This is a genomic window from Pseudomonas sp. FW507-12TSA (assembly GCF_058781435.1).
The window spans coordinates 26,479-46,035 of record NZ_JBYSWT010000026.1; the positions used below are offsets into that span (position 1 = coordinate 26,479).

The following is a 19,557-nucleotide window of genomic DNA, read 5'->3' on the forward strand; positions in this document are numbered from 1 at the left end:
CCATGATCCATATCCCGAAAGCTGAATACAGCCGGCGCCGCAAGGCGCTCATGGCGCAGATGGAGCCCAACAGCATCGCGATCCTGCCGGCGGCGGCCGTGGCCATTCGCAATCGCGACGTGGAGCACGTCTACCGCCAGGACAGCGACTTCCAGTACCTCAGCGGCTTTCCCGAGCCACAGGCGGTAATCGTGCTGATGCCCGGTCGCGAGCATGGCGAGTACGTGCTGTTCTGCCGCGAGCGCAATGCCGAGCGCGAGCTCTGGGATGGCCTGCGGGCCGGCCAGGAGGGGGCGATCCGCGACTATGGCGCGGACGATGCCTTTCCCATCACCGATATCGACGACATCCTCCCGGGGCTGATCGAGGGGCGCGACCGGGTCTATTCGGCCATGGGCAGCAACCCCGAGTTCGACCGGCACCTGATGGAGTGGATCAACGTGATCCGCTCCAAGGCCCACCTGGGTGCCCAGCCACCGAACGAATTCGTTGCCCTGGATCATCTGCTGCACGACATGCGCCTGTATAAATCGGCGGCGGAAGTGAAGGTGATGCGCGAGGCTGCGCGGATTTCCGCCCAGGCACATATCCGTGCGATGCAGGCCAGCCGTGCCGGCCTGCACGAATACAGCCTGGAGGCCGAGCTGGACTACGAGTTCCGCAAGGGCGGGGCGAAGATGCCGGCCTACGGGTCCATCGTTGCGGCTGGACGCAACGGTTGCATCCTGCACTACCAGCAGAATGATGCCGTGCTCAAGGACGGCGACCTGGTGCTGATCGACGCCGGCTGTGAAATCGACTGCTATGCCAGCGACATCACCCGCACCTGGCCGGTCAATGGCCGGTTCTCGCCGGAGCAGAAGGCGATCTACGAGCTGGTGCTGGCCGCCCAGGAGGCTGCCTTCGCCGAGATCGCCCCGGACAAGCACTGGAACCAGGCCCACGAAGCGACGGTCCGGGTGATCACCGCTGGCCTGGTGGAGTTGGGCCTGCTGGAGGGCGCTGTCGACGACTTGATCGCCAGCGAAGCCTACAAGGCGTTCTACATGCACCGCGCCGGGCACTGGCTGGGCATGGATGTACACGATGTCGGCGAATACAAGGTCGGCGGCGAGTGGCGGGTGCTGGAGGTCGGCATGGCGCTGACCGTAGAGCCGGGGATCTACATTTCTCCGGACAATCAGCAAGTGGCGAAGAAGTGGCGCGGCATTGGCGTGCGCATCGAGGACGACGTGGTAGTGACCAAGCAGGGCTGTGAAATTCTGACAGGCGGCGTGCCCAAGAGCGTCGCCGAGATCGAGGCGCTGATGGCCGCGGCCCGGGGCCAGGCGTCATGAGTCGGGTCAATCTCGCCATCATCGGTGGCGGCCTGGTCGGCGCCAGCCTGGCCCTGGCCCTGCAAGCGGGCGCCAAGGCCCGGGGCTGGAAGATCGTGCTGATCGAACCCTTCGCTCCTGGCGACAGTTTCCAGCCCAGCTATGACGCACGCTCCTCGGCGCTGTCCTTCGGCGCGCGGCAGATCTACCAGCGCCTGGACCTGTGGCAGGCAATCTCCCGGCGCGCCGAGCCGATCAAGCAGATCCATGTGTCCGACCGTGGCCGTTTCTCCACTGCGCGGCTGTCGGCCATGGAAGAGGGCGTCCCGGCCCTGGGTTACGTAGTGGAGAACGCCTGGCTCGGCCAGTGCCTGTGGCAGGGGCTGGACCAGGACGTGATCAGCTGGCGCTGCCCGGCGGAAGTCACCCGCCTGGAGCCCCTGGAAGGCGGCTACCGCCTGACCCTGGATGACGAGACCACCCTGGAATGCGACCTTGCGGTGCTGGCCGATGGCGGTCGTTCCAGCCTGCGCGAGCAGCTGGGCATCGGGGTTCGCAAGCGCCCTTACAACCAGAGTGCGCTGATCGCCAACATCACCCCCAGCGAAGCCCATGGCGGCATGGCCTTCGAGCGCTTCACCGACGACGGGCCCATGGCCTTGTTGCCGCTGCCGGAAAACCGCTGCGCGCTGGTCTGGACCCGCCAGGGCATGGATGCGCAGCGCCTGGCCGCGCTGGACGAACGCAGCTTCCTCAGCGAATTGCAGGGAGTGTTCGGTTATCGCCTGGGCACTCTCAAGCAAGTGGGCGCCCGGCACCTGTACCCGCTTTCCCTGGTGGAGGCCGAGGAGCAAGTGCGCCCGCACCTGGTGGTGCTGGGCAACGCCGCCCACAGCCTGCACCCGATTGCCGGCCAGGGATTCAACCTGTCCCTGCGCGACGCCCAGGCCCTGGCCGATGCCCTGCTCGGCAGCGAACGCACGCCGGGTGATTTCTCGGTGCTGCAGGCCTATCGCGAGCGCCAGCGCCTGGACCAGGACCTGACCGTGGGCTTTTCCGACCAGGTCACGCGGCTGTTCGGCAGCAAGCTGCCGCTACTGTCGGTAGGGCGCAACCTCGGCTTGCTGGGCCTGGATCTGCTACCGCCGGCCAAGCGCTGGTTCGCCCGCCAGGCCATGGGCCTGGGTGTTCGCCCGGATGCGTGACTGGTTGGCCCGGCGTGTCGGCAAGGCACGCCTGTTGCGTTGGGTGTTGAATCTGTACCCACCCTACTTCGGCGCAGGAGTACGGATTCGCCACATCGCCGCGGACTTTCGCGAGGCTCGCGTGTCCATGGGCCTGGGCTGGTACAACCGCAACTATGTCGGCACCCAGTTCGGCGGCAGCCTGTATTCGATGGTGGACCCGTTCTTCATGTTGATGCTGATGGAAAACCTGGGACGCGACTACATCGTCTGGGACAAGGCCGCGGCCATCGACTTCATCGCACCGGGCAAGGGCCCGGTGTTCGCCCGGTTCAGCATCGACCAGGCCCTGATCGACCAGATCCGCCAGCACACCGCTGCCGGAGAAAAGTACCTGCCGCAGCTGCAGGTCGAGATTCACGATGGCTCCGGCACCCTGGTGGCGCGGGTCGACAAAACCCTTTATGTGCGGCTCAAGCCGCAAGCGAGACAGGCCTAAAGCATGGAAATGCGCGCAGATGTGCTGATTGTCGGAGCCGGCATGGTCGGCAGTGCCCTGGCCCTGGCGTTGCAGGGCAGCGGCCTGGAAGTGCTGCTGCTCGACGGTGGTTCCCTGAGTGTCAAACCTTTCGACCAGCAGGCGCCGTTCGAGCCCCGGGTCAGTGCGCTGTCGGCGGCCAGCCAGCGGATCCTGCAGCGCCTCGGCGCCTGGGACGGGATTGCCCGGCGCCGTAGCAGTCCCTACCGCGACATGCAGGTCTGGGATGGCAGTGGCACCGGCCAGATCCACTTCTCGGCGGCCAGCGTGCATGCCGAGGTATTGGGGCATATCGTCGAGAACCGAGTGGTCCAGGACGCCTTGCTCGAACGCCTGCATGAGTGCGATATCGGTTTGCTGGCCGATGCCCGGCTGGAGCAGATGCGCCGTTCCGGCGACGACTGGCTGCTGACCCTGGCCGACGGCCGGAGCCTGCGGGCGCCGCTGGTGGTGGCCGCCGACGGTGCCAACTCGGCGGTGCGCCGCCTCACCGGTTGCGCTACGCGGGAGTGGGATTACCTGCACCACGCCATCGTCACCAGCGTGCGCAGCAGCCAGCCCCACCAGCTGACGGCCTGGCAACGCTTCACCGACACCGGCCCGCTGGCCTTTTTACCCCTGGTGCGGGATGGGCAGCACGACTGGTGCTCCATTGTCTGGTCCACCACGCCCACCGAGGCCGAACGCTTGATGGCCCTGGACGACGCAAGCTTCTGCGCCGAGCTGGAACGGGCTTTCGAGGGTCGCCTGGGCCAGGTGCTTGGCGCCGATCCACGGCTTTGCGTGCCGCTGCGCCAGCGCCATGCCAAGCGCTACGTGGCCGAGGGCCTGGCGCTGATCGGCGATGCGGCCCACACCATCCATCCGCTGGCGGGGCAGGGGGTCAACCTGGGGTTCCTCGATGCGGCGGTACTGGCCCAGGTGTTGCTGGGGGCCGCCGGACGTGGCGAGCGCCTGGCCGAGGTCAAGGTGCTCAGCCGTTTCGAGCGCAAGCGCATGCCTCACAACCTGGCGCTGATGGCCGCCATGGAGGGCTTCGAGCGGTTGTTCCAGGCCGATCCGTTGCCGCTGCGCTGGCTGCGCAACACCGGGCTGAAGGTGGTCGACCAGATGCCCGAGGCCAAGGCCCTGTTCGTGCGCCAGGCACTGGGCCTGAGTGGCGACTTGCCGGAGTTGGCGCGGGCCGAGTGATCCGGGGCCAGGGAGGTGCCTGCCGATGACGAGCAGGCGCCGCCGCACAGGGCAAGGCTTTCCGCGCAACATCTGGTTACTCCTCGGCTCCGGGTTCGGTTGAGCCAGCAAATGGGAGTCCTTATCATTTCGCCTCACTTTGCATACGAGAGACTGCTCCCATGTTGGCACCGAAGCGTCTACTGACCGCCCTGGCACTCACCCTCATCGCCGGCACCGCCCAGGCCGCCGACGAAGTGGTGGTCTACTCCTCCCGTATCGACGAGCTGATCAAGCCGGTGTTCGATGCCTACACCCAGAAGACCGGGGTGAAGATCAAGTTCATCACCGACAAGGAAGCGCCGCTGATGCAGCGCATCAAGGCCGAGGGCGAGAACGCCACCGCCGACCTGCTGCTGACCGTGGACGCCGGCAACCTCTGGCAGGCCGAGCAGATGGGCATCCTGCAGCCCTTCACCTCCAAGGTCATCGACAGCAACATTCCCCTGCAATACCGCTCTTCCAGCCACGCCTGGACCGGCCTGAGCCTGCGGGCGCGGACCCTGGCCTACTCCACCGAGCGGGTCAAACCGGGCGAGCTGACCACCTACGAGGCCCTGGCCGGCAAGCAGTGGGAAGGCCGCCTGTGCCTGCGCACCGCGAAGAAGGTCTACAACCAGTCGCTGACTGCCACGCTGATCGAGACCCACGGCGCGGACAAGACCGAGGAAATCCTCAAGGGCTGGGTCAACAACCTGTCCACCGATGTGTTCTCCGACGACATCGCCGTGCTGGAAGCGATCAATGCCGGCCAGTGCGACGTGGGTATCGTCAACACCTACTACTACGGCCGCCTGCACAAGCAGAAACCGAACCTGGCGGTGAAGCTGTTCTGGCCGAACCAGGGCGATCGCGGAGTGCACGTCAACCTGTCGGGAATCGGCCTGACCAAGCATGCACCGCATCCGGAGGCCGCCAAGGCGCTGGTGGAATGGATGACCACTCCTGAAGCGCAGAAGATCTTCGCCGACGTCAACCAGGAGTTCCCGGCCAACCCGGCGGTGGCGCCGTCTGCCGAAGTCGCCAGCTGGGGCAAGTTCGTCGCCGATACCCTGCCGGTGGAAATTGCCGGCAAGCGCCAGGCCGAGGCCATCCGCCTGATGGACCGCGCTGGCTGGAACTGAGCCTGCCGTTATACTGCGCCCCGCTTTTGCGGGGCGTTTTCTTTAGCGGCTGGGCTTTTTGTGGCGAGGGAGCTTGCTTGCGCTTCAGCGCGCAGCGCTGGCAAAGCCTGATTTCGTGATTCAACTGTCGGAACGGGTTTGCAGCCCTTGGGGCGGCCAAGTCGCCAGCGGGAGCAAGCTCCCTCGCCATGCGTGTCTTGCACAAGTATTTTTGTCTGTTCAATCTGCCCGAGAGTTTTTTGTGGCCCATCCCGCCCAACGTCGTTGGTATCCCCTGGTCTTTGCCGTCGCGGCCCTGGTCCTGCTGCCGCTGAGCGTACTGCTGTTTTCCTGGCAGGCGGTCGACCAACAGATCTGGTCCCACCTGTGGGAGACCCAGATGCCGCGCCTGCTCGGCAATACCCTGACCCTGGTGCTCGGGGTCGGCGTCGGGGTCACGTTGCTGGGGGTGAGCCTGGCCTGGCTCACCAGCCTCTGCGAGTTCCCGGGGCGGCGCTGGCTGGACTGGGCGCTGATGCTGCCGTTCGCGATCCCGGCCTATGTGCTGGCCTTCGTCTTCGTCGGCCTGCTGGACTTTTCCGGGCCGGTGCAAAGCCTGTTGCGGGAGTGGTTCGGCAGTGGCCTGAGGCTGCCCAGGGTGCGCTCCACCGGCGGGGTCATCCTGGTGCTGGTGCTGGTGTTCTACCCCTACGTCTACCTGCTGGCGCGCAGTGCCTTCCTGGCCCAGGGCAAGGGCTTGATGGAGGCTGCGCGGGTGCTCGGGCAATCGCCCTGGCAGGCCTTCTGGCGCGTGGCCCTGCCCATGGCCCGACCGGCCATCGGCGCCGGCGTGGCCCTGGCGTTGATGGAGACCCTGGCGGACTTCGGCGCGGTGGCGGTGTTCAACTTCGATACCTTCACCACTGCCATCTACAAGACCTGGTACGGCTTCTTCAGCCTGTCCAGCGCCGCGCAGCTGGCCAGCCTGTTGCTGCTGGCGGTGATGCTGGTGCTGTACGGCGAGCGGCGTGCCCGGGGCGCCAGCCGTACCGGCAACGAGCGCCCTCGGGGCAAGGCCCTGTACCAGCTGCGGGGATTCAAGGCACTGGCGGCCAGCGGCTGGTGCCTGCTGGTGTTCGCCTGCGCCTTCGTGATTCCGCTGCTGCAACTGCTGGCGTGGTTCTGGCAGCGCGGGCGCTTCGACCTGGACGAGCGCTACGCCGGCCTGATCGTCCACACCTTGTACCTGGGAGGCATGGCGGCGCTGATCACGGTCAGCGTGGCCTTGTTGCTGGCCTTCGCCCGGCGCCTGGCGCCGACCCGGGGCATCCAGGCGGGTGTCAGCCTGGCCAACCTGGGCTACGCCTTGCCGGGGTCGGTGCTGGCGGTGTCGATCATGTTGGCCTTCAGCTACCTGGACCGCGAACTGGTGATCCCGCTGTCCGGCTGGCTGGGCGGAGCGGGCAAGCCCTTGTTGCTGGGCAGCCTCTGCGCCTTGTTGCTGGCCTACCTGGTGCGTTTCATCGCCGTGGCCTACGGCCCCCTGGAAACCAGCCTGGAGCGCATCCGTCCGTCACTGCCGGAAGCCGCCCGCAGCCTGGGAGTCGGTGGCCCGCGACTGTTTTTCAAAGTGTATCTGCCGCTGCTGCTACCCGGGACCTTGAGCGCCGCCCTGCTGGTGTTCGTCGATGTGCTCAAGGAAATGCCCGCCACCTTGCTGATGCGCCCATTCGGCTGGGACACCCTGGCGGTGCGGATCTTCGAAATGACCAGTGAGGGAGAGTGGGCGCGGGCCTCGTTGCCGGCCCTGACCCTGGTGCTGGTGGGACTGTTGCCGGTGATCGGCCTGATCCGTCGCTCGGCCCATCGAATCGGTTAGGTGTCAGCCCGCCACCTTGCGGCTACAATGCGCGGCATTCGGTGCGGTCTGTTGTTTGGCCGGGACGCTGGAACCGGCTGGGAGCCATGTATTCCAAGGCTTTCACCTTTGCAGCGCCAGGCCGCACCCTCGCCACGCCCGGAAGGAGAAACCCATGGGACAGCGTACGCCTCTGTATGACCTGCATCTCGCCCTCGGCGCGAAAATGGTCGATTTTGGCGGTTGGGATATGCCCTTGCATTACGGCTCGCAAGTCGAGGAACACCATCAGGTGCGCCGGGATTGTGGAGTGTTCGATGTATCCCACATGACCGTGATCGATGTCGACGGCGACCAGGCCAGGGCCTGGCTCCAGCACTTGCTGGCCAATGACGTCGAACGCCTGCAAAGCCCCGGCCAGGCCTTGTACAGCGCCATGCTCAACGAGCAGGGCGGCATCGTCGACGACATGATCGTCTACCGCCTCCAAGACAGTTATCGCCTGGTGGTCAACGCCGCGACCCGCCAGCAAGACCTGGCCTGGATGCAGTCCCGACTGGGAGACTTCCAGGTCCGGCTGCGCGAGCGGGCGGAACTGGCCATGCTGGCGATCCAGGGACCCCAGGCGCGCCAGCGCATCGCCGAACTGGTGAGCCAGCCCCGGGCCACCCTGATCCAGCAACTCAAGCCTTTCGAGGGCCGTGTCGACGGTGACTGGTTCATCGCCCGCACCGGCTACACCGGCGAAGATGGCCTGGAGATCGTCCTGCCCGCCGAACAGGCGCCGGCCTTTTTCAACGACCTGGTGGGCGCGGGCATCTCGCCCATCGGCCTTGGCGCCCGTGACACCCTGCGCCTGGAAGCCGGCATGAACCTCTATGGCCAGGATATCCACCAGCAGGTTTCACCCCTGGCGGCGAACATGGCCTGGAGCATCGCCTGGGAGCCGGCTACGCGCCAGTTCATCGGGCGTGCCGCCCTGGAAGCCGAGCGGGCGGGTGGAATACAGCACAAGCTGGTGGGCCTGGTGCTCGAGGAACGTGGCGTCCTGCGGGCGCACCAGGTGGTACGCATCGCCGATGTTGGCGAAGGTGAGATCACCAGTGGTAGTTTCTCCCCTACGCTGAGCAAGTCGATTGCCCTGGCGCGAGTACCGATGGCCACCGGCGATCGGGCCGAAGTGGAAATCCGTGGCAAGTGGTACCCGGTGCGGGTAGTCAAACCGACCTTCGTGCGCCATGGCAAAACCTTGATCTAACATTTTTGCAGCCGGCATTGCGCCGCTGTTCATTTCTTCTTGAGGACACAGAACATGAGCGATATCCCTGCCCACCTGCGTTTTGCCGAAAGCCACGAGTGGGCCCGCCTGGAAGCCGACGGCAGCGTGACCGTGGGTATTAGCGACCACGCCCAGCAAGCCCTGGGCGATGTGGTATTCGTCGAGCTGACCGAAGTCGGCCAGGTGTTCGGCGCAGGGGACCAGGCCGGCGTGGTGGAGTCGGTCAAGGCCGCTTCGGACATCTACGCCCCGGTGGCCGGTGAAGTGATCGAAGTCAACGAGGAGCTGAGCGCCAGCCCCGAGTTGCTCAACAGCGAGCCCTACGACGCCTGGATCTTCAAGCTCAAGCCGGCCAACCCGGCGGACCTGGAAAAACTGCTGGACGCCGCAGGCTACAAGGCCTCCATCGGCGAATAAGGCATACGCGGCCGGCCCCCGAGCGGGCCGGCCGCGAGCCCCTTACCTCTGCAACACCTCCTTGACCGCGGCTACCGCGCGCTCCACATCGCTCTTGTCCATCGCCGTGAACATCGGCAACGACACGATCAGGCGTCCCACCCGTTCCGCTACCGGGAACATTCCTTCCTTGAAGCCGCGCTCGCGGTACAGGCTCAACAGGTGAATCGGCGGATAGTGATAGCCGATGCCGATACCCCGTTGCTGCATCTGCTCCATGAACGTGGCGCGGGCCGGCTGGCCATCCTGGCGCTCGGGCAAGACCAGCTGGAACAGGTGCCAGTTGCTGTTGCTGAAGTCCGCCGGTGGCAGCTGGGCGCCGTAGCGCTCCTGGAAATCGCTGCCAAAGCATTCGAAATAGTGCCGGGCCAGCTCGCGACGGTGGGTGGTGATCGCCTCGATATGGGCGAACTGCCCGAGGCCGATGGCCGCGGCGACGTCGGTCATGTTGAACTTGCCGCCCAGCACATCCACGTCCAGGCCGTCGTGGCCGCTGCGGGTCACCCCTTGCAGGCGGTACTTCTCGGCCAGGCGCACTTCTTCCCGGGTATTGAGCACCAGGCAGCCACCTTCGGAGCAGGTGACGTTCTTGTTGGCCTGGAAGCTGAACGACACGAAGTCGCCGCCGGCGCCGATGCGCTGGCCGTTCCAGCTGGAGCCCAGGGCCTGGGCGGCGTCCTCCACCACCCGCAGGCCATGCTTGCTGGCCAGGGCGTAGAGGCGGTCCATGTCCAGCGGCAGGCCGGCCAGGTACACCGGGATGATGGCCTTGGTGCGCGGGGTGATGGCGGCCTCGACCTGGTCCAGGTCGAGGTTGCGGGTCACCGGGTCGATGTCGGCGAACACCGGCGTGGCGCCCACTTCGAGAATCACGTTGGCGGTGGCGACCCAGGAGATCGGCGTGGTGATCACTTCGTCGCCCGGGCCGATGCCGGCGATGCGCAGGGCGATCTCCATGGTGCAGGTGCCGGAGTTGAAGGTCCGCACGGTGCGGCCGCCGAAGAACTGCGAAAGCTGCGTCTCGAAGGCCTGGACCTTGGGACCGCTGGTGATCCAGCCCGAGCGCAGCACCTCGCCGACGGCGGCGATGGTGGGTTCATCGATGGTGGGTTTGGAGAACGGCAGGAAGGGCAGTTGGCTCATGACGATGGGACACCCGATAAGCGGACGCTGGGAACATGGATTGAGGCGCGCCGGGGCGCGCGCTGACGCCCAGCATGATGGTCCCGAAAGCCTTGGGACGCCAGAGCGCCGAGGGGCAAAATCGGCTGCTATGCTGCTTGGCACCCTGTCGCATCGACGCTGAGCGCCGTTCATCGGAGAGAGACTGCCATGCCATCCCTGACCCAGCTACGTGAGCCCAATGCATTTCTCGACCGGCACCTGGGACCCGATGCCCAGGAGCAGCAAGCCATGCTTGCCAGCCTCGGGCTCGGCAGCCGGGTCGAGCTGATCGAGCAGACGGTACCGCCAGCCATTCGCTTCAATCGCGCCCTGGACCTGCCGCCGGCCCTCGACGAGGCGTCGGCCCTGGCGCGGCTCAAGGGCTATGCGGCGCAGAACCAGGTCTGGACCAGCCTGATCGGCATGGGTTACCACGGCACCCGCACGCCCAACGTGATCCTGCGCAACGTGCTGGAAAACCCCGGCTGGTACACCGCCTATACCCCTTACCAGCCGGAGATCGCCCAGGGCCGGCTCGAGGCGCTGCTGAATTTCCAGCAGATGACCATCGACCTCACCGGCCTCGACCTGGCCAATGCCTCGCTGCTGGACGAAGCCACTGCCGCGGCCGAGGCCATGGCCATGGCCAGTCGTGTGGCCAAGTCCGGGAGCAAGCGGTTCTTCGTCGACGAACATTGCCATCCGCAGACCATCTCGGTGGTGCGGACCCGGGCCGAGGGCTTCGGCTTCGAGCTGGTGGTCGATAGTCTCGACAAGCTTTCCGAGCACGAGGTCTTCGGCGCCTTGTTGCAGTACCCGGATACCCACGGCGAGATCCGCGACCTGCGGCCGCTGATCGACCAATTGCATGCCCGCCAGGCCCTGGCTTGCGTCGCCACCGACCTGCTCAGCCTGTTGCTGCTGGCCCCGCCTGGCGAACTGGACGCGGACGTGGTGCTGGGTTCGTCCCAGCGCTTTGGCGTGCCCATGGGCTACGGTGGCCCCCACGCGGCGTTCTTCGCCTGCCGCGACGAGTACAAGCGGGCCATGCCCGGGCGCATCATCGGCGTGTCCCGCGATGCCCGGGGCCAGGTGGCCCTGCGCATGGCGTTGCAGACCCGCGAGCAGCACATCCGCCGCGAGAAGGCCAACTCCAACATCTGTACCGCCCAGGTACTGCTGGCCAACATCGCTGCTTTTTATGCGGTGTACCACGGCCCCAAGGGGCTCAAGCGCATCGCCCAGCGGGTGCATCGGCTGACCTGCATTCTCGCTGCGGGGCTGGAGCGCCATGGCATCGCCCGGGTCAACCGGCACTTCTTCGATACCCTGACCCTGGAGGTGGGCGGCAGCCAGACCGCGATCATCGAGAGCGCCAGGGCCCAGCGGATCAACTTGCGGATCCTCGGCCGTGGCCGGCTGGGCCTGAGCCTCGACGAGACCTGCGACGAAACCACCGTCGCCCGGCTATGGGATGTGTTCCTGGGGGCCGACCATGGCCTGGACGTAGCCGTGCTGGATGCCGAGGAGCTGGAGTCCGGCGTGCCCGATGAGCTGCTGCGCCGCAGCCCGGTGCTGGGGCATCCGGTGTTCAGCGCCCATCACAGCGAGACGCGGATGCTGCGTTACCTCAAGCAGCTGGAGAACAAGGACCTGGCGCTCAACCAGTCGATGATTCCCCTGGGCTCCTGCACCATGAAGCTCAACGCCAGCAGCGAGATGATCCCCATCACCTGGCCGGAGTTCGCCGACCTGCATCCCTTCGCGCCCCGGGAGCAGGCCGCCGGCTACAGCTTGATGATCGACGAACTGGAGCGCTGGCTGTGCGCGATCACCGGTTTCGATGCCATCTGCATGCAGCCCAACTCCGGGGCCCAGGGCGAATATGCCGGGCTTTTGGCCATCCGCCGCTACCACGAGAGCCGGCACCAGGGACAACGGCACATCTGCCTGATCCCGGCCTCGGCCCACGGCACCAACCCGGCCTCGGCGCAGATGGCGGGGATGCAGGTGGTGATCGTCGAGTGCGACGAGGCCGGCAACGTCGATCTGGCGGACCTGGCGGCCAAGGCTGCGCAAGCCGGCGAGCGCTTGTCCTGCCTGATGGCGACCTATCCCTCGACCCATGGGGTCTATGAAGAAGGCATCCGCCAGATCTGCGAAGTCGTCCACAGCCATGGCGGCCAGGTATACATGGACGGCGCCAACCTCAATGCCCAGGTGGGCCTGGCCCGGCCCGCGGATATCGGCGCCGACGTCTCGCACATGAACCTGCACAAGACTTTCTGCATTCCCCACGGCGGCGGTGGCCCGGGGATGGGACCGATTGGCGTGCGCACGCACCTGGCGCCCTTCGTCGCCAACCACCCGGTGGTGCCGATCGATGGCCCGCTGCCCCAGAACGACGCAGTCAGCGCCGCGCCCTGGGGTAGCGCGAGCATCCTGCCCATCAGCTGGATGTACATCGCCATGATGGGGCCGCAGCTGGCCGATGCCAGCGAGGTGGCGATCCTCGCCGCAAACTACCTGGCCACCCAGCTCAGCGGCGCCTTCCCGGTGCTCTACAGCGGGCGCAACGGGCGGGTGGCCCATGAGTGCATCCTCGACCTGCGGCCCTTGAAGGCGTTGACCGGGATTACCGAGGAGGACGTGGCCAAGCGCCTGATGGATTACGGCTTCCATGCGCCGACCATGTCGTTCCCGGTGCCGGGCACGCTGATGGTCGAGCCCACGGAGAGTGAGTCCAAGGCCGAGCTGGACCGGTTTGTCGAAGCCATGCTGAGCATTCGCGCCGAGATCGCCCAGGTCCAGGAGGGCCAGTGGCCGGCCGAGGACAATCCGCTCAAGGGCGCGCCCCATACCCTGGCCGATATCACTGGCGCCTGGACGCGGGCCTACAGCATCGAGCAGGCGGTCTTGCCCAGCGCCCATGTGCGGGCCCACAAGTACTGGCCGGCGGTGAACCGGGTGGACAATGTCTACGGCGACCGCAATCTCTTCTGCGCCTGCGTACCGGTGGACGCCTACCGCTGAGCCGGTTGCCAGGCCGACCGGGCAGCCTGGGCGCGGGTCCGGCGCGGCTGGGCGTCGAGAGGGTACAGGTGCAGCAGTTCTTCCTCGACGACCTGGTTGCTCAGGCCCAGCTCCAGTTCTGGGCAATCCAGGTCCAGCCAGTCGCCATGTTGCAGTTGCAGTTCGCTCTCGCGGCGGCTGGCGCTGTGGAACACATAGTGGACCATGCCCGGCTGCAGGAACTGTTCGTGCTGTTCGAGGAAGGTCTGGGAGTACTTGCGAATCGCCCCCCAGGCCTGCTGGTCGAGGCGGTAGCTGAGGTAGGACAGCTGCGCACCCTGGCGCTCGACCCGGACGTTGAGCGACAGGCTGCCCTGCAGCTCGCCGAGGATCAGCGCCGGGGTGATCGCGCAGTGGCGCAGGCGCGACTGTGCGCAGGAGCTGGCGTCTTGGCGGCTCAGCAGCGGGTCGCGGATGTCATGGCCGAGGCTGAAGCCTACGAACCGCAGCTGGCCGAAATGATCCACCAGGTACACGCAGACCACCCCGGGTTGGCTGGCGATGCTCAGGGCGTGATAGGGAACCGCCAGTGGCTCGCCGTCGGTCTTGAGCAGGCTGCCGTTGCCCTTGTAGAACCAGCCCTGGTGGGTGTGCTGGGTATTGAGGGTGACTTCGCTGACCTGGGCCAGCAGGCTGTCGCTGGGCTTGAGGGGCGGGCGCAACGGGCCCTCCTGGCGCCCGTCGGCGGCGAGCTGGGGATGGGCCGGCAGGCTGCGCAGGTGCTCGCTCCAGCCCAGGTGCCGCCGGGCGCAGAACTGCAGGGTCTCGTACAGCCCGCCATGTTCGGAGAGCGCCCGCACACTGCGGCCATTGTGCAAATCGAACAGCCCGATGGCGCGCTGGTCCTTGTGGCAGACATCCAGCAACAGCAGGTAATCATCCATGATTCTCTAGTCCTCAATCGGCAAGGGGGCGGGGAGGCAAGGGGCGTGGCTCGCGGCTCGGCGTGCGGCCGGGCTCGAGGGCGCTTTCCTTGAGCAGCAACGACAGCAGCAGGCCGGCCAGGCTACCGCTCAGGGCGACATACAGGATCGACGGCAGGCCGAAATGGGTGGCGGCGAACCCGGCCACCGCCGGCGACAGCCCGCCACCGAGGATCTCGCCGAAGCCCACGACTATCCCGGTCGCGGTGGGCAGCAGGGCAGCGGGCACCGACTCGCTGGTCAGCGGGCCGACGGTCATGCAGATCAGGCTGAAGTTGAAGAACGACAGCAGGAACAACAGCAGGAACAGCAACCAGGGAATGGCCGGGCTGACGATCAGCAGGCCGACCAGGGTGCTGCTGGTCATGAAGCACACCGAGACCACCGGCTTGCGCCCCAGGCGATCGGACATCCCGGGGATGATCAGCTGGCCGATGAAACCGCCCAGGCCGATGGCCGAGATGATGAAGGCCATGGACAGGGTTTCCAGGTGCAGGTAGTCGGTCAGGTAGCTGGGCAGCATGGCGCAGAGCACGAACTGGCAGGTGAGGATGCAGAACATGATCAGGATGTTCAGGCTCACGTTGCCGCTCTTGAAGGCTGCCAGCCAGCGCGTCCCGGCATGGCCGCAGGCTTGTTCGGCGGTGGGTGCCGGCTGTGGCCGGTAGACCTTCCACAGGTAGGCGGCCAGCACCAGGCCCGGCAGCGAGATGATGGCGAATACGGCGCGCCAGGAACCGGTCATCTGCAGCAGGCTGGCGGCGATCAGCGGGCCCAGGCACAGGCCGAGAATCGGGAACAGCGCTTGCTGGATCCCCAGGTTCAGCCCGCGTCGACCGGGGCGCGACACTTCGTTGGTGACGATGATGCTGGTGGGCGTGAAGGCACCTTCGCAGATGCCCATCAGCCCACGCAGGATCACCAGCCCCAGCACGCCGGTGGCCAGCGCGGAAAAACCGGACAGCAAGGACAGGACGGTGATGGACACCACCAGCACGCGGCGGGTGCCCAGGCGCTCGATCACGCTGCCCATGCCCAGGGCCGACAGGCCCCAGGTGAAGGCCAGCGCGGCGGATAGGTAGCCCAGGTCCTGATAGTCAAGGTGCAGGTCATGCATGATCACCGGGAACAGCGGCAGGATGATGAAGCGATCCAGCCCCACCAGCCCGAAGCTCAATGACAGCAATAGCACCATGGATCTTTCGTAGCGGCTGTTGGCCGCCGTGATTGGCATTCCAGTGTTCATCGCTCAGCTTCCTTGGCAAACCATGAACTCGGCGCGAGGCGCCGTGGAGGGTACGGCCTGGCGCTGCCTTGAAGCCCGGCAGCGTCAGGTCGCACAGACGCGGGGTGTCACATCAGGCGGTCCACTGGCCGACCGCCATCTCCGCGGTGAAGCCCGGGCCGAAGGCCGCCAGCAGGCCGATATCGCCCTTGTTCAGGTTGGAATCGAACTGGCGCTTGAGGACGTCGAACACCACCACGCTGGCGATGTTGCCGGCCTCGGACAGGCTGCTGCGCGATTGCGAGACGCGGTTCGACGCCAGGTCCAGGTGCATCACCAGTTCGTCGAGGATCTTGCGGCCGCCGGTGTGGAAGATGAAGAAGTCGTTGTGCGCGCAGTTCTGCTCGAAGCTCTCGTAGTTGAGGCGCTCCATGACCGGTGCCACGTCCTTGATGGAGTTCATCACCGCCTTGTCGAGGGTGAAGTGGAAGCCGGTGTCCTTCACGTCGTACTTGATGTAGTGCTCGCTCTTGGGCAGGAAGTACGACTCGGTCTTCTTGATCTTGAAGCCGCCGGCCTGGTCGTCGGCGCGCAGCACGCAGGCCGATACCGCATCGCCGAACAGCGCCGCCGAGATGAAGGCGTGCAGCTTGGTGTCGTCCGGCTGGTAGCACAGCGAGGAGAACTCCAGGGACACGATCAGCACGTGGTTGCGCGCATCCAGGCTGGCGAAATCGTTGGCCCGGTTGATCGCCGCGGCACCGGCCACGCAGCCCAGCTGGGCGATCGGCAGCTGCACGGTGGAGGTGGGCAGGCCCAGGTCGTTGATCAGGTGCGCGGTCAGCGACGGCATCATGAAGCCGGTGCAGGAAGTGACGATCACCATGCGGATGTCGCTGATCTGCAGCCCGGCATTCTCGATGGCCTGGCGTGCGGCGGCCGACGACATCTGCCGTGCTTCACGCTCGTAGACGATGCTGCGGTGGGTGAAGCCGGTGTGCACCGCCAGCTCGTCGATCGGCAGCACCAGGTGGCGCTCGTTGACCTCGGTGTTGGCGATCATGCGCTTGGCCAGGGCCATGCGTGGGTGGTCGGCGTGCAGGCCTTCCAGGTGATCGACCATCTGCTGCTGGGTGATCTTGTGTTTCGGAAACATTACGTGTGGGAGGCAAAGAGTAGACATGACCAATCCTTGGCTGTATTCAGGCCAATAAGTAAGTGTTGGGGAGTGTCCCCGTTAATAGGCAATAGAATTCATAGAGCCCAAGCAAACCGGGGCCCAAGGGCGACTTCCAGAACTGAAGTTGCCGCTGATGTAACTTTTAAGTTGGATTTTATTTTTATGGCTTACTTCAAGGTGCCTTTTGGCAAGGCACCTTGAACAACAAGTTATTTATCCAGCACGAACTTGTAGGCGTACTGCCAGGCCAGGTTGCTCTCGCGCACGTGCTTGCGCACCACCATGCGCACCGGCGCGCCGACCTTCAGTTGCTGGGCATCGCAGACATCAACGATTTCCGAGGCGATCACCAGGCCGTCGTCCAGGCGGACCATGGCCATGCAGCGCGGTACGGTCTCGCCGTAACCCATGGCCGCCAGGATCGGGTTGTCGGCATGAGCCATGACCTCGATCTTGCCGGTGCGGGCGCAACGATAGGGTTTCACGCTCATGGAGTTGCAAGCGCCGCAGACCGTACGCCGGGGGAAGAAAATCTCGTTGCACTCTTCGCACTGGCTGCCTTCGAGGCGGTACTTGCCACCATGCTCGCGCCATTCGCGGAGCATGCTGGCGGTGGTCATTCTGTGGATCTGTTCTGGGTACATGGACATGGTCCGGGCTCCTTAGTCGTTCGAGAGGACAATCACCGAGTTGTGCGCCGCATAACCGCCAAGGTTCTGCGACACGCCGATGCGCGCGCCCTTGACCTGGTTGTCGGCTTCACCCCTCAGCTGCCGGAACAGCTCGGTGATGTGCAGGATGCCGTCGCAGCCGGACGCATGGCCGCGGCCGATGTTGCCGCCGTCGGTGTTCAGTGGCAGCTGGCCGTCCAGGGCGATGCCGCCTTCGAGAACGAAGTCGCCAGCCTGGCCCTTGCCGCAGACGCCCATGGATTCCATCTGGATCAGGCCGGCGCCGAGCAGGTCGTAGACCTGGGCGACATCGATGTCCTTGGGAGTGATCCCGGCTTTCTTATAGGCAATCTCCGCGCAAGCGATGGAGTTGGCCGAGACGGCCATGCCCACGTCCTTGGGCAGGCCCGGGTGGTGCAGGGTCGGGTTGTGGAAGCGGGTACCGAAGTAGTGGGAAACCCCGGTATAGGCGCAACCCCGCACGAACACCGGTTTGTCGGTGTACTTGTGGGCCAGGTGTTCGGCGACCAGGATCGCGCAGCCACTGGCTTCGCCCCAGGCCAGCATCGAGCCGCAGGCTTCGCTGTTCTTCAGCGCTTCGAGGGTCGGGATCGCCTGGCCATAGCGGGTGGCGGTAGGGGTGTTGTGCGCATAGATGCGCATCTGCCGGCCAAAGGTGGCCAGGACGTCGGCTTCGCGGCCGGCATAACCGAACTTCTGGAAGTACTCGGCGGTCGCCAGGGCGAAAGCGTCGGTGTGGGAGATGCCGAGGAAGTAGTCGTACTCGCACTCGGTACTGGAACCGATGTATTCGGCATAGTTGAAGTGGTCGGTCATCTTCTCGAAACCGCCGCACAGGACGATGTCGTACTCCCCGGAAGCCACCATCTGATGGCCCATCTGGAAGGATACCGAGCTGCTGGTGCAGTTGGCGGTGCTCATGAAGGTCGGCGCCGGGCTGATCCCCAGGGCGTCGGAAATGGTCGGGCCCAGGCCGCCATATTCGGAGATGCCTTCACCGTGATAACCATAGGCAACGCCCTGGATTTCGCGGGGATGCATCTTGGCATCCTTGATGGCCTTGTAGGCGGACTCGACGATCATTTCCTTGAACGTCTGCCGAACTCGTGAACTACCGGGCTTCGGCGTATAGGCAGCCGAAACTATTGCAACACGACGTGCGCACATGTACATGCTCCTTGCGTAGACAGGCGTAATCAGAGGTAGGCGGTCAGGGCGTAGTCAGCCCGCAGGTACTTGAACTCGTACTTGATGGACGTGCCGTAATCGACATAGGTCTTGTCCTCGAGCAGTTGGCGCAGCGGCTTGTTGCGCTTCTGGTACTGCCCGATGGCGTCGGTGACGGTCAGGGCGATGGCGTCGCTGCCGGCGCCGAAACCGTAGGACACCATGAGGATCTTCTGCCCCGGACGGGCCTGGTCCAGGACGTTGATCAGGCCCAGCAGCGGGCTGGCTGCCCCGGTATCACCGACGCTGCCGGCGTAGATGCCCGGTTCGATCTGCTTGGCGGTGAAGCCCAGGTGCTTGCCCAGGGAGTAGGGCGTGGACACCAGGTTCTGCTGGAACACCACGTAGTCGTAGTCGGCGGCGCTGGTGTGCAGCTTGGCCATCAGTCCTTCGGCGGCGCGACGGGTCTGGTCTTCCAGGCCGATGCTGTTCTTGTCCGAACCCAGGCCCATCCCGGAACGAATGTAGCGATCGCCCTGGGGGCGGATGTTGTCGGCGATGTCGGCGGCGCAAGAGAAGCTGCCATCGAATTGGGCGATGACATTCTCGGTGCCGACCAGCAGCGCGGCGGCGCCGGCGCCGGCATAGGACTCGGTCAGGTCACCGGGAGCGGTGTTGCGGTTGATGGTGTCGGCGCCAATGGCCAGGGCGCTGCCGGTCATGCCCGAGGCCACCAGGGCCTGGCAGATCTGCAGGGCGGAGGTACCGGATTTGCCGGCGAACTGGACGTCGGCGCAATAGGCGTCGTAGCCGCTGCCGAGCATTTCCAGGATGATCGAGGCCGAGGCCCGCGAGTCATAGGGGTTGGTGCAGGTTCCCAGGTACAGGGCCTGGAGTTCATGGCCGGGGACTTTGTCCAGGGCCCGCTGCGCTGCCAGTACGCCGAGGGTGATGACATCTTCATCCGGCTGCAGCACGGCTCTTTCGGTGACGCCCAGGTTCTCCTCGACCAGCTTCAGGTCGGTGTTCTTCCAGACGTTGATGACTTCCTGCACTTTGAGGCGGCAGACCGGAATGCCCGCGCCATAGCTGACTATGCCTACTTTTTTCACGTTCATTTTCCTCTTGATTCCATTCTCTTCAGAAAACTGGGGCGTGCCTGCTTCAGGA

16 protein-coding genes are annotated in these 19,557 nt (G+C 65.4%); 9 read left to right on the forward strand and 7 right to left on the reverse strand.

The features are described 5' to 3' along the window. Positions 1-2: 2 nt before the first annotated feature. From pepP to gcvH, 8 genes are all read left to right on the forward strand, one after another. Positions 3-1,337: a Xaa-Pro aminopeptidase gene (gene pepP, locus AC3WK8_RS22600; protein ID WP_103325915.1), complete on the forward strand. Its 1,335-nt coding sequence runs from the start codon at positions 3-5 to the stop codon at positions 1,335-1,337. Further along, the gene (ubiH, locus tag AC3WK8_RS22605) at positions 1,334-2,521 is read left to right on the forward strand and encodes a 2-octaprenyl-6-methoxyphenyl hydroxylase (protein ID WP_085594317.1); all 1,188 of its coding nucleotides are present in this window, start codon (positions 1,334-1,336) and stop codon (positions 2,519-2,521) included. The genes pepP and ubiH overlap by 4 nt, the downstream gene beginning before the upstream one ends. Then, on the forward strand, positions 2,514-2,999 hold the full coding sequence (locus tag AC3WK8_RS22610) for a DUF4442 domain-containing protein (RefSeq protein ID WP_031320682.1): 486 nt from the start codon (positions 2,514-2,516) through the stop codon (positions 2,997-2,999). The genes ubiH and AC3WK8_RS22610 overlap by 8 nt, the downstream gene beginning before the upstream one ends. A 9-nt stretch (positions 3,000-3,008) precedes the next feature. Continuing rightward, a complete protein-coding gene (locus AC3WK8_RS22615) occupies positions 3,009-4,229 on the forward strand; it encodes a 2-octaprenyl-3-methyl-6-methoxy-1,4-benzoquinol hydroxylase (RefSeq protein WP_177409187.1) in 1,221 nt (406 codons plus the stop codon). A gap of 161 nt (positions 4,230-4,390) precedes the next feature. Continuing rightward, complete coding sequence (locus AC3WK8_RS22620) at positions 4,391-5,392, forward strand: extracellular solute-binding protein (protein ID WP_053133756.1); 1,002 nt, start codon at positions 4,391-4,393, stop codon at positions 5,390-5,392. A 241-nt stretch (positions 5,393-5,633) separates the two neighbouring features. Continuing rightward, positions 5,634-7,250, forward strand: coding sequence for an ABC transporter permease (locus AC3WK8_RS22625; protein ID WP_022641744.1), 1,617 nt, complete (start codon positions 5,634-5,636; stop codon positions 7,248-7,250). Positions 7,251-7,404: 154 nt separating this feature from the next. Further along, a complete protein-coding gene (gcvT, locus tag AC3WK8_RS22630; RefSeq protein WP_103325914.1) occupies positions 7,405-8,487 on the forward strand; it encodes a glycine cleavage system aminomethyltransferase GcvT in 1,083 nt (360 codons plus the stop codon). Between the two features lie 54 nt (positions 8,488-8,541). Continuing rightward, positions 8,542-8,925: a glycine cleavage system protein GcvH gene (gene gcvH, locus AC3WK8_RS22635; protein ID WP_022641742.1), complete on the forward strand. Its 384-nt coding sequence runs from the start codon at positions 8,542-8,544 to the stop codon at positions 8,923-8,925. 42 nt (positions 8,926-8,967) lie between these two features. Here the strand turns inward: gcvH and AC3WK8_RS22640 are convergent, their stop codons facing one another. Further along, positions 8,968-10,107: a DegT/DnrJ/EryC1/StrS family aminotransferase gene (locus tag AC3WK8_RS22640; RefSeq protein ID WP_085594325.1), complete on the reverse strand. Its 1,140-nt coding sequence runs from the start codon at positions 10,105-10,107 to the stop codon at positions 8,968-8,970. A 189-nt stretch (positions 10,108-10,296) separates the two neighbouring features. On the opposite strand from AC3WK8_RS22640, the gene gcvP reads away from it, so the two are divergent. Then, the gene (gene gcvP, locus AC3WK8_RS22645; protein WP_103325913.1) at positions 10,297-13,161 is read left to right on the forward strand and encodes an aminomethyl-transferring glycine dehydrogenase; all 2,865 of its coding nucleotides are present in this window, start codon (positions 10,297-10,299) and stop codon (positions 13,159-13,161) included. Here the strand turns inward: gcvP and AC3WK8_RS22650 are convergent. From AC3WK8_RS22650 to AC3WK8_RS22675, 6 genes are all read right to left on the reverse strand, one after another. After that, on the reverse strand, positions 13,152-14,084 hold the full coding sequence (locus tag AC3WK8_RS22650; RefSeq protein WP_053133771.1) for a fumarylacetoacetate hydrolase: 933 nt from the start codon (positions 14,082-14,084) through the stop codon (positions 13,152-13,154). The two genes, gcvP and AC3WK8_RS22650, sit on opposite strands and share 10 nt — an antisense overlap. Before the next feature lie 13 nt (positions 14,085-14,097). Next, positions 14,098-15,369, reverse strand: a complete 1,272-nt coding sequence (locus AC3WK8_RS22655; RefSeq protein ID WP_256592342.1) for an MFS transporter — start codon at positions 15,367-15,369, stop codon at positions 14,098-14,100. 112 nt (positions 15,370-15,481) lie between these two features. Further along, the gene (locus AC3WK8_RS22660; RefSeq protein ID WP_031320680.1) at positions 15,482-16,531 is read right to left on the reverse strand and encodes a type III polyketide synthase; all 1,050 of its coding nucleotides are present in this window, start codon (positions 16,529-16,531) and stop codon (positions 15,482-15,484) included. A gap of 206 nt (positions 16,532-16,737) precedes the next feature. After that, complete coding sequence (locus tag AC3WK8_RS22665) at positions 16,738-17,178, reverse strand: Zn-ribbon domain-containing OB-fold protein (protein ID WP_053133774.1); 441 nt, start codon at positions 17,176-17,178, stop codon at positions 16,738-16,740. Positions 17,179-17,190: 12 nt separating this feature from the next. Continuing rightward, complete coding sequence (locus AC3WK8_RS22670; protein ID WP_031320678.1) at positions 17,191-18,387, reverse strand: thiolase family protein; 1,197 nt, start codon at positions 18,385-18,387, stop codon at positions 17,191-17,193. A gap of 29 nt (positions 18,388-18,416) precedes the next feature. After that, positions 18,417-19,505: a hydroxymethylglutaryl-CoA synthase gene (locus tag AC3WK8_RS22675; RefSeq protein WP_103325912.1), complete on the reverse strand. Its 1,089-nt coding sequence runs from the start codon at positions 19,503-19,505 to the stop codon at positions 18,417-18,419. Between the last annotated feature and the right edge of the window lie 52 nt (positions 19,506-19,557).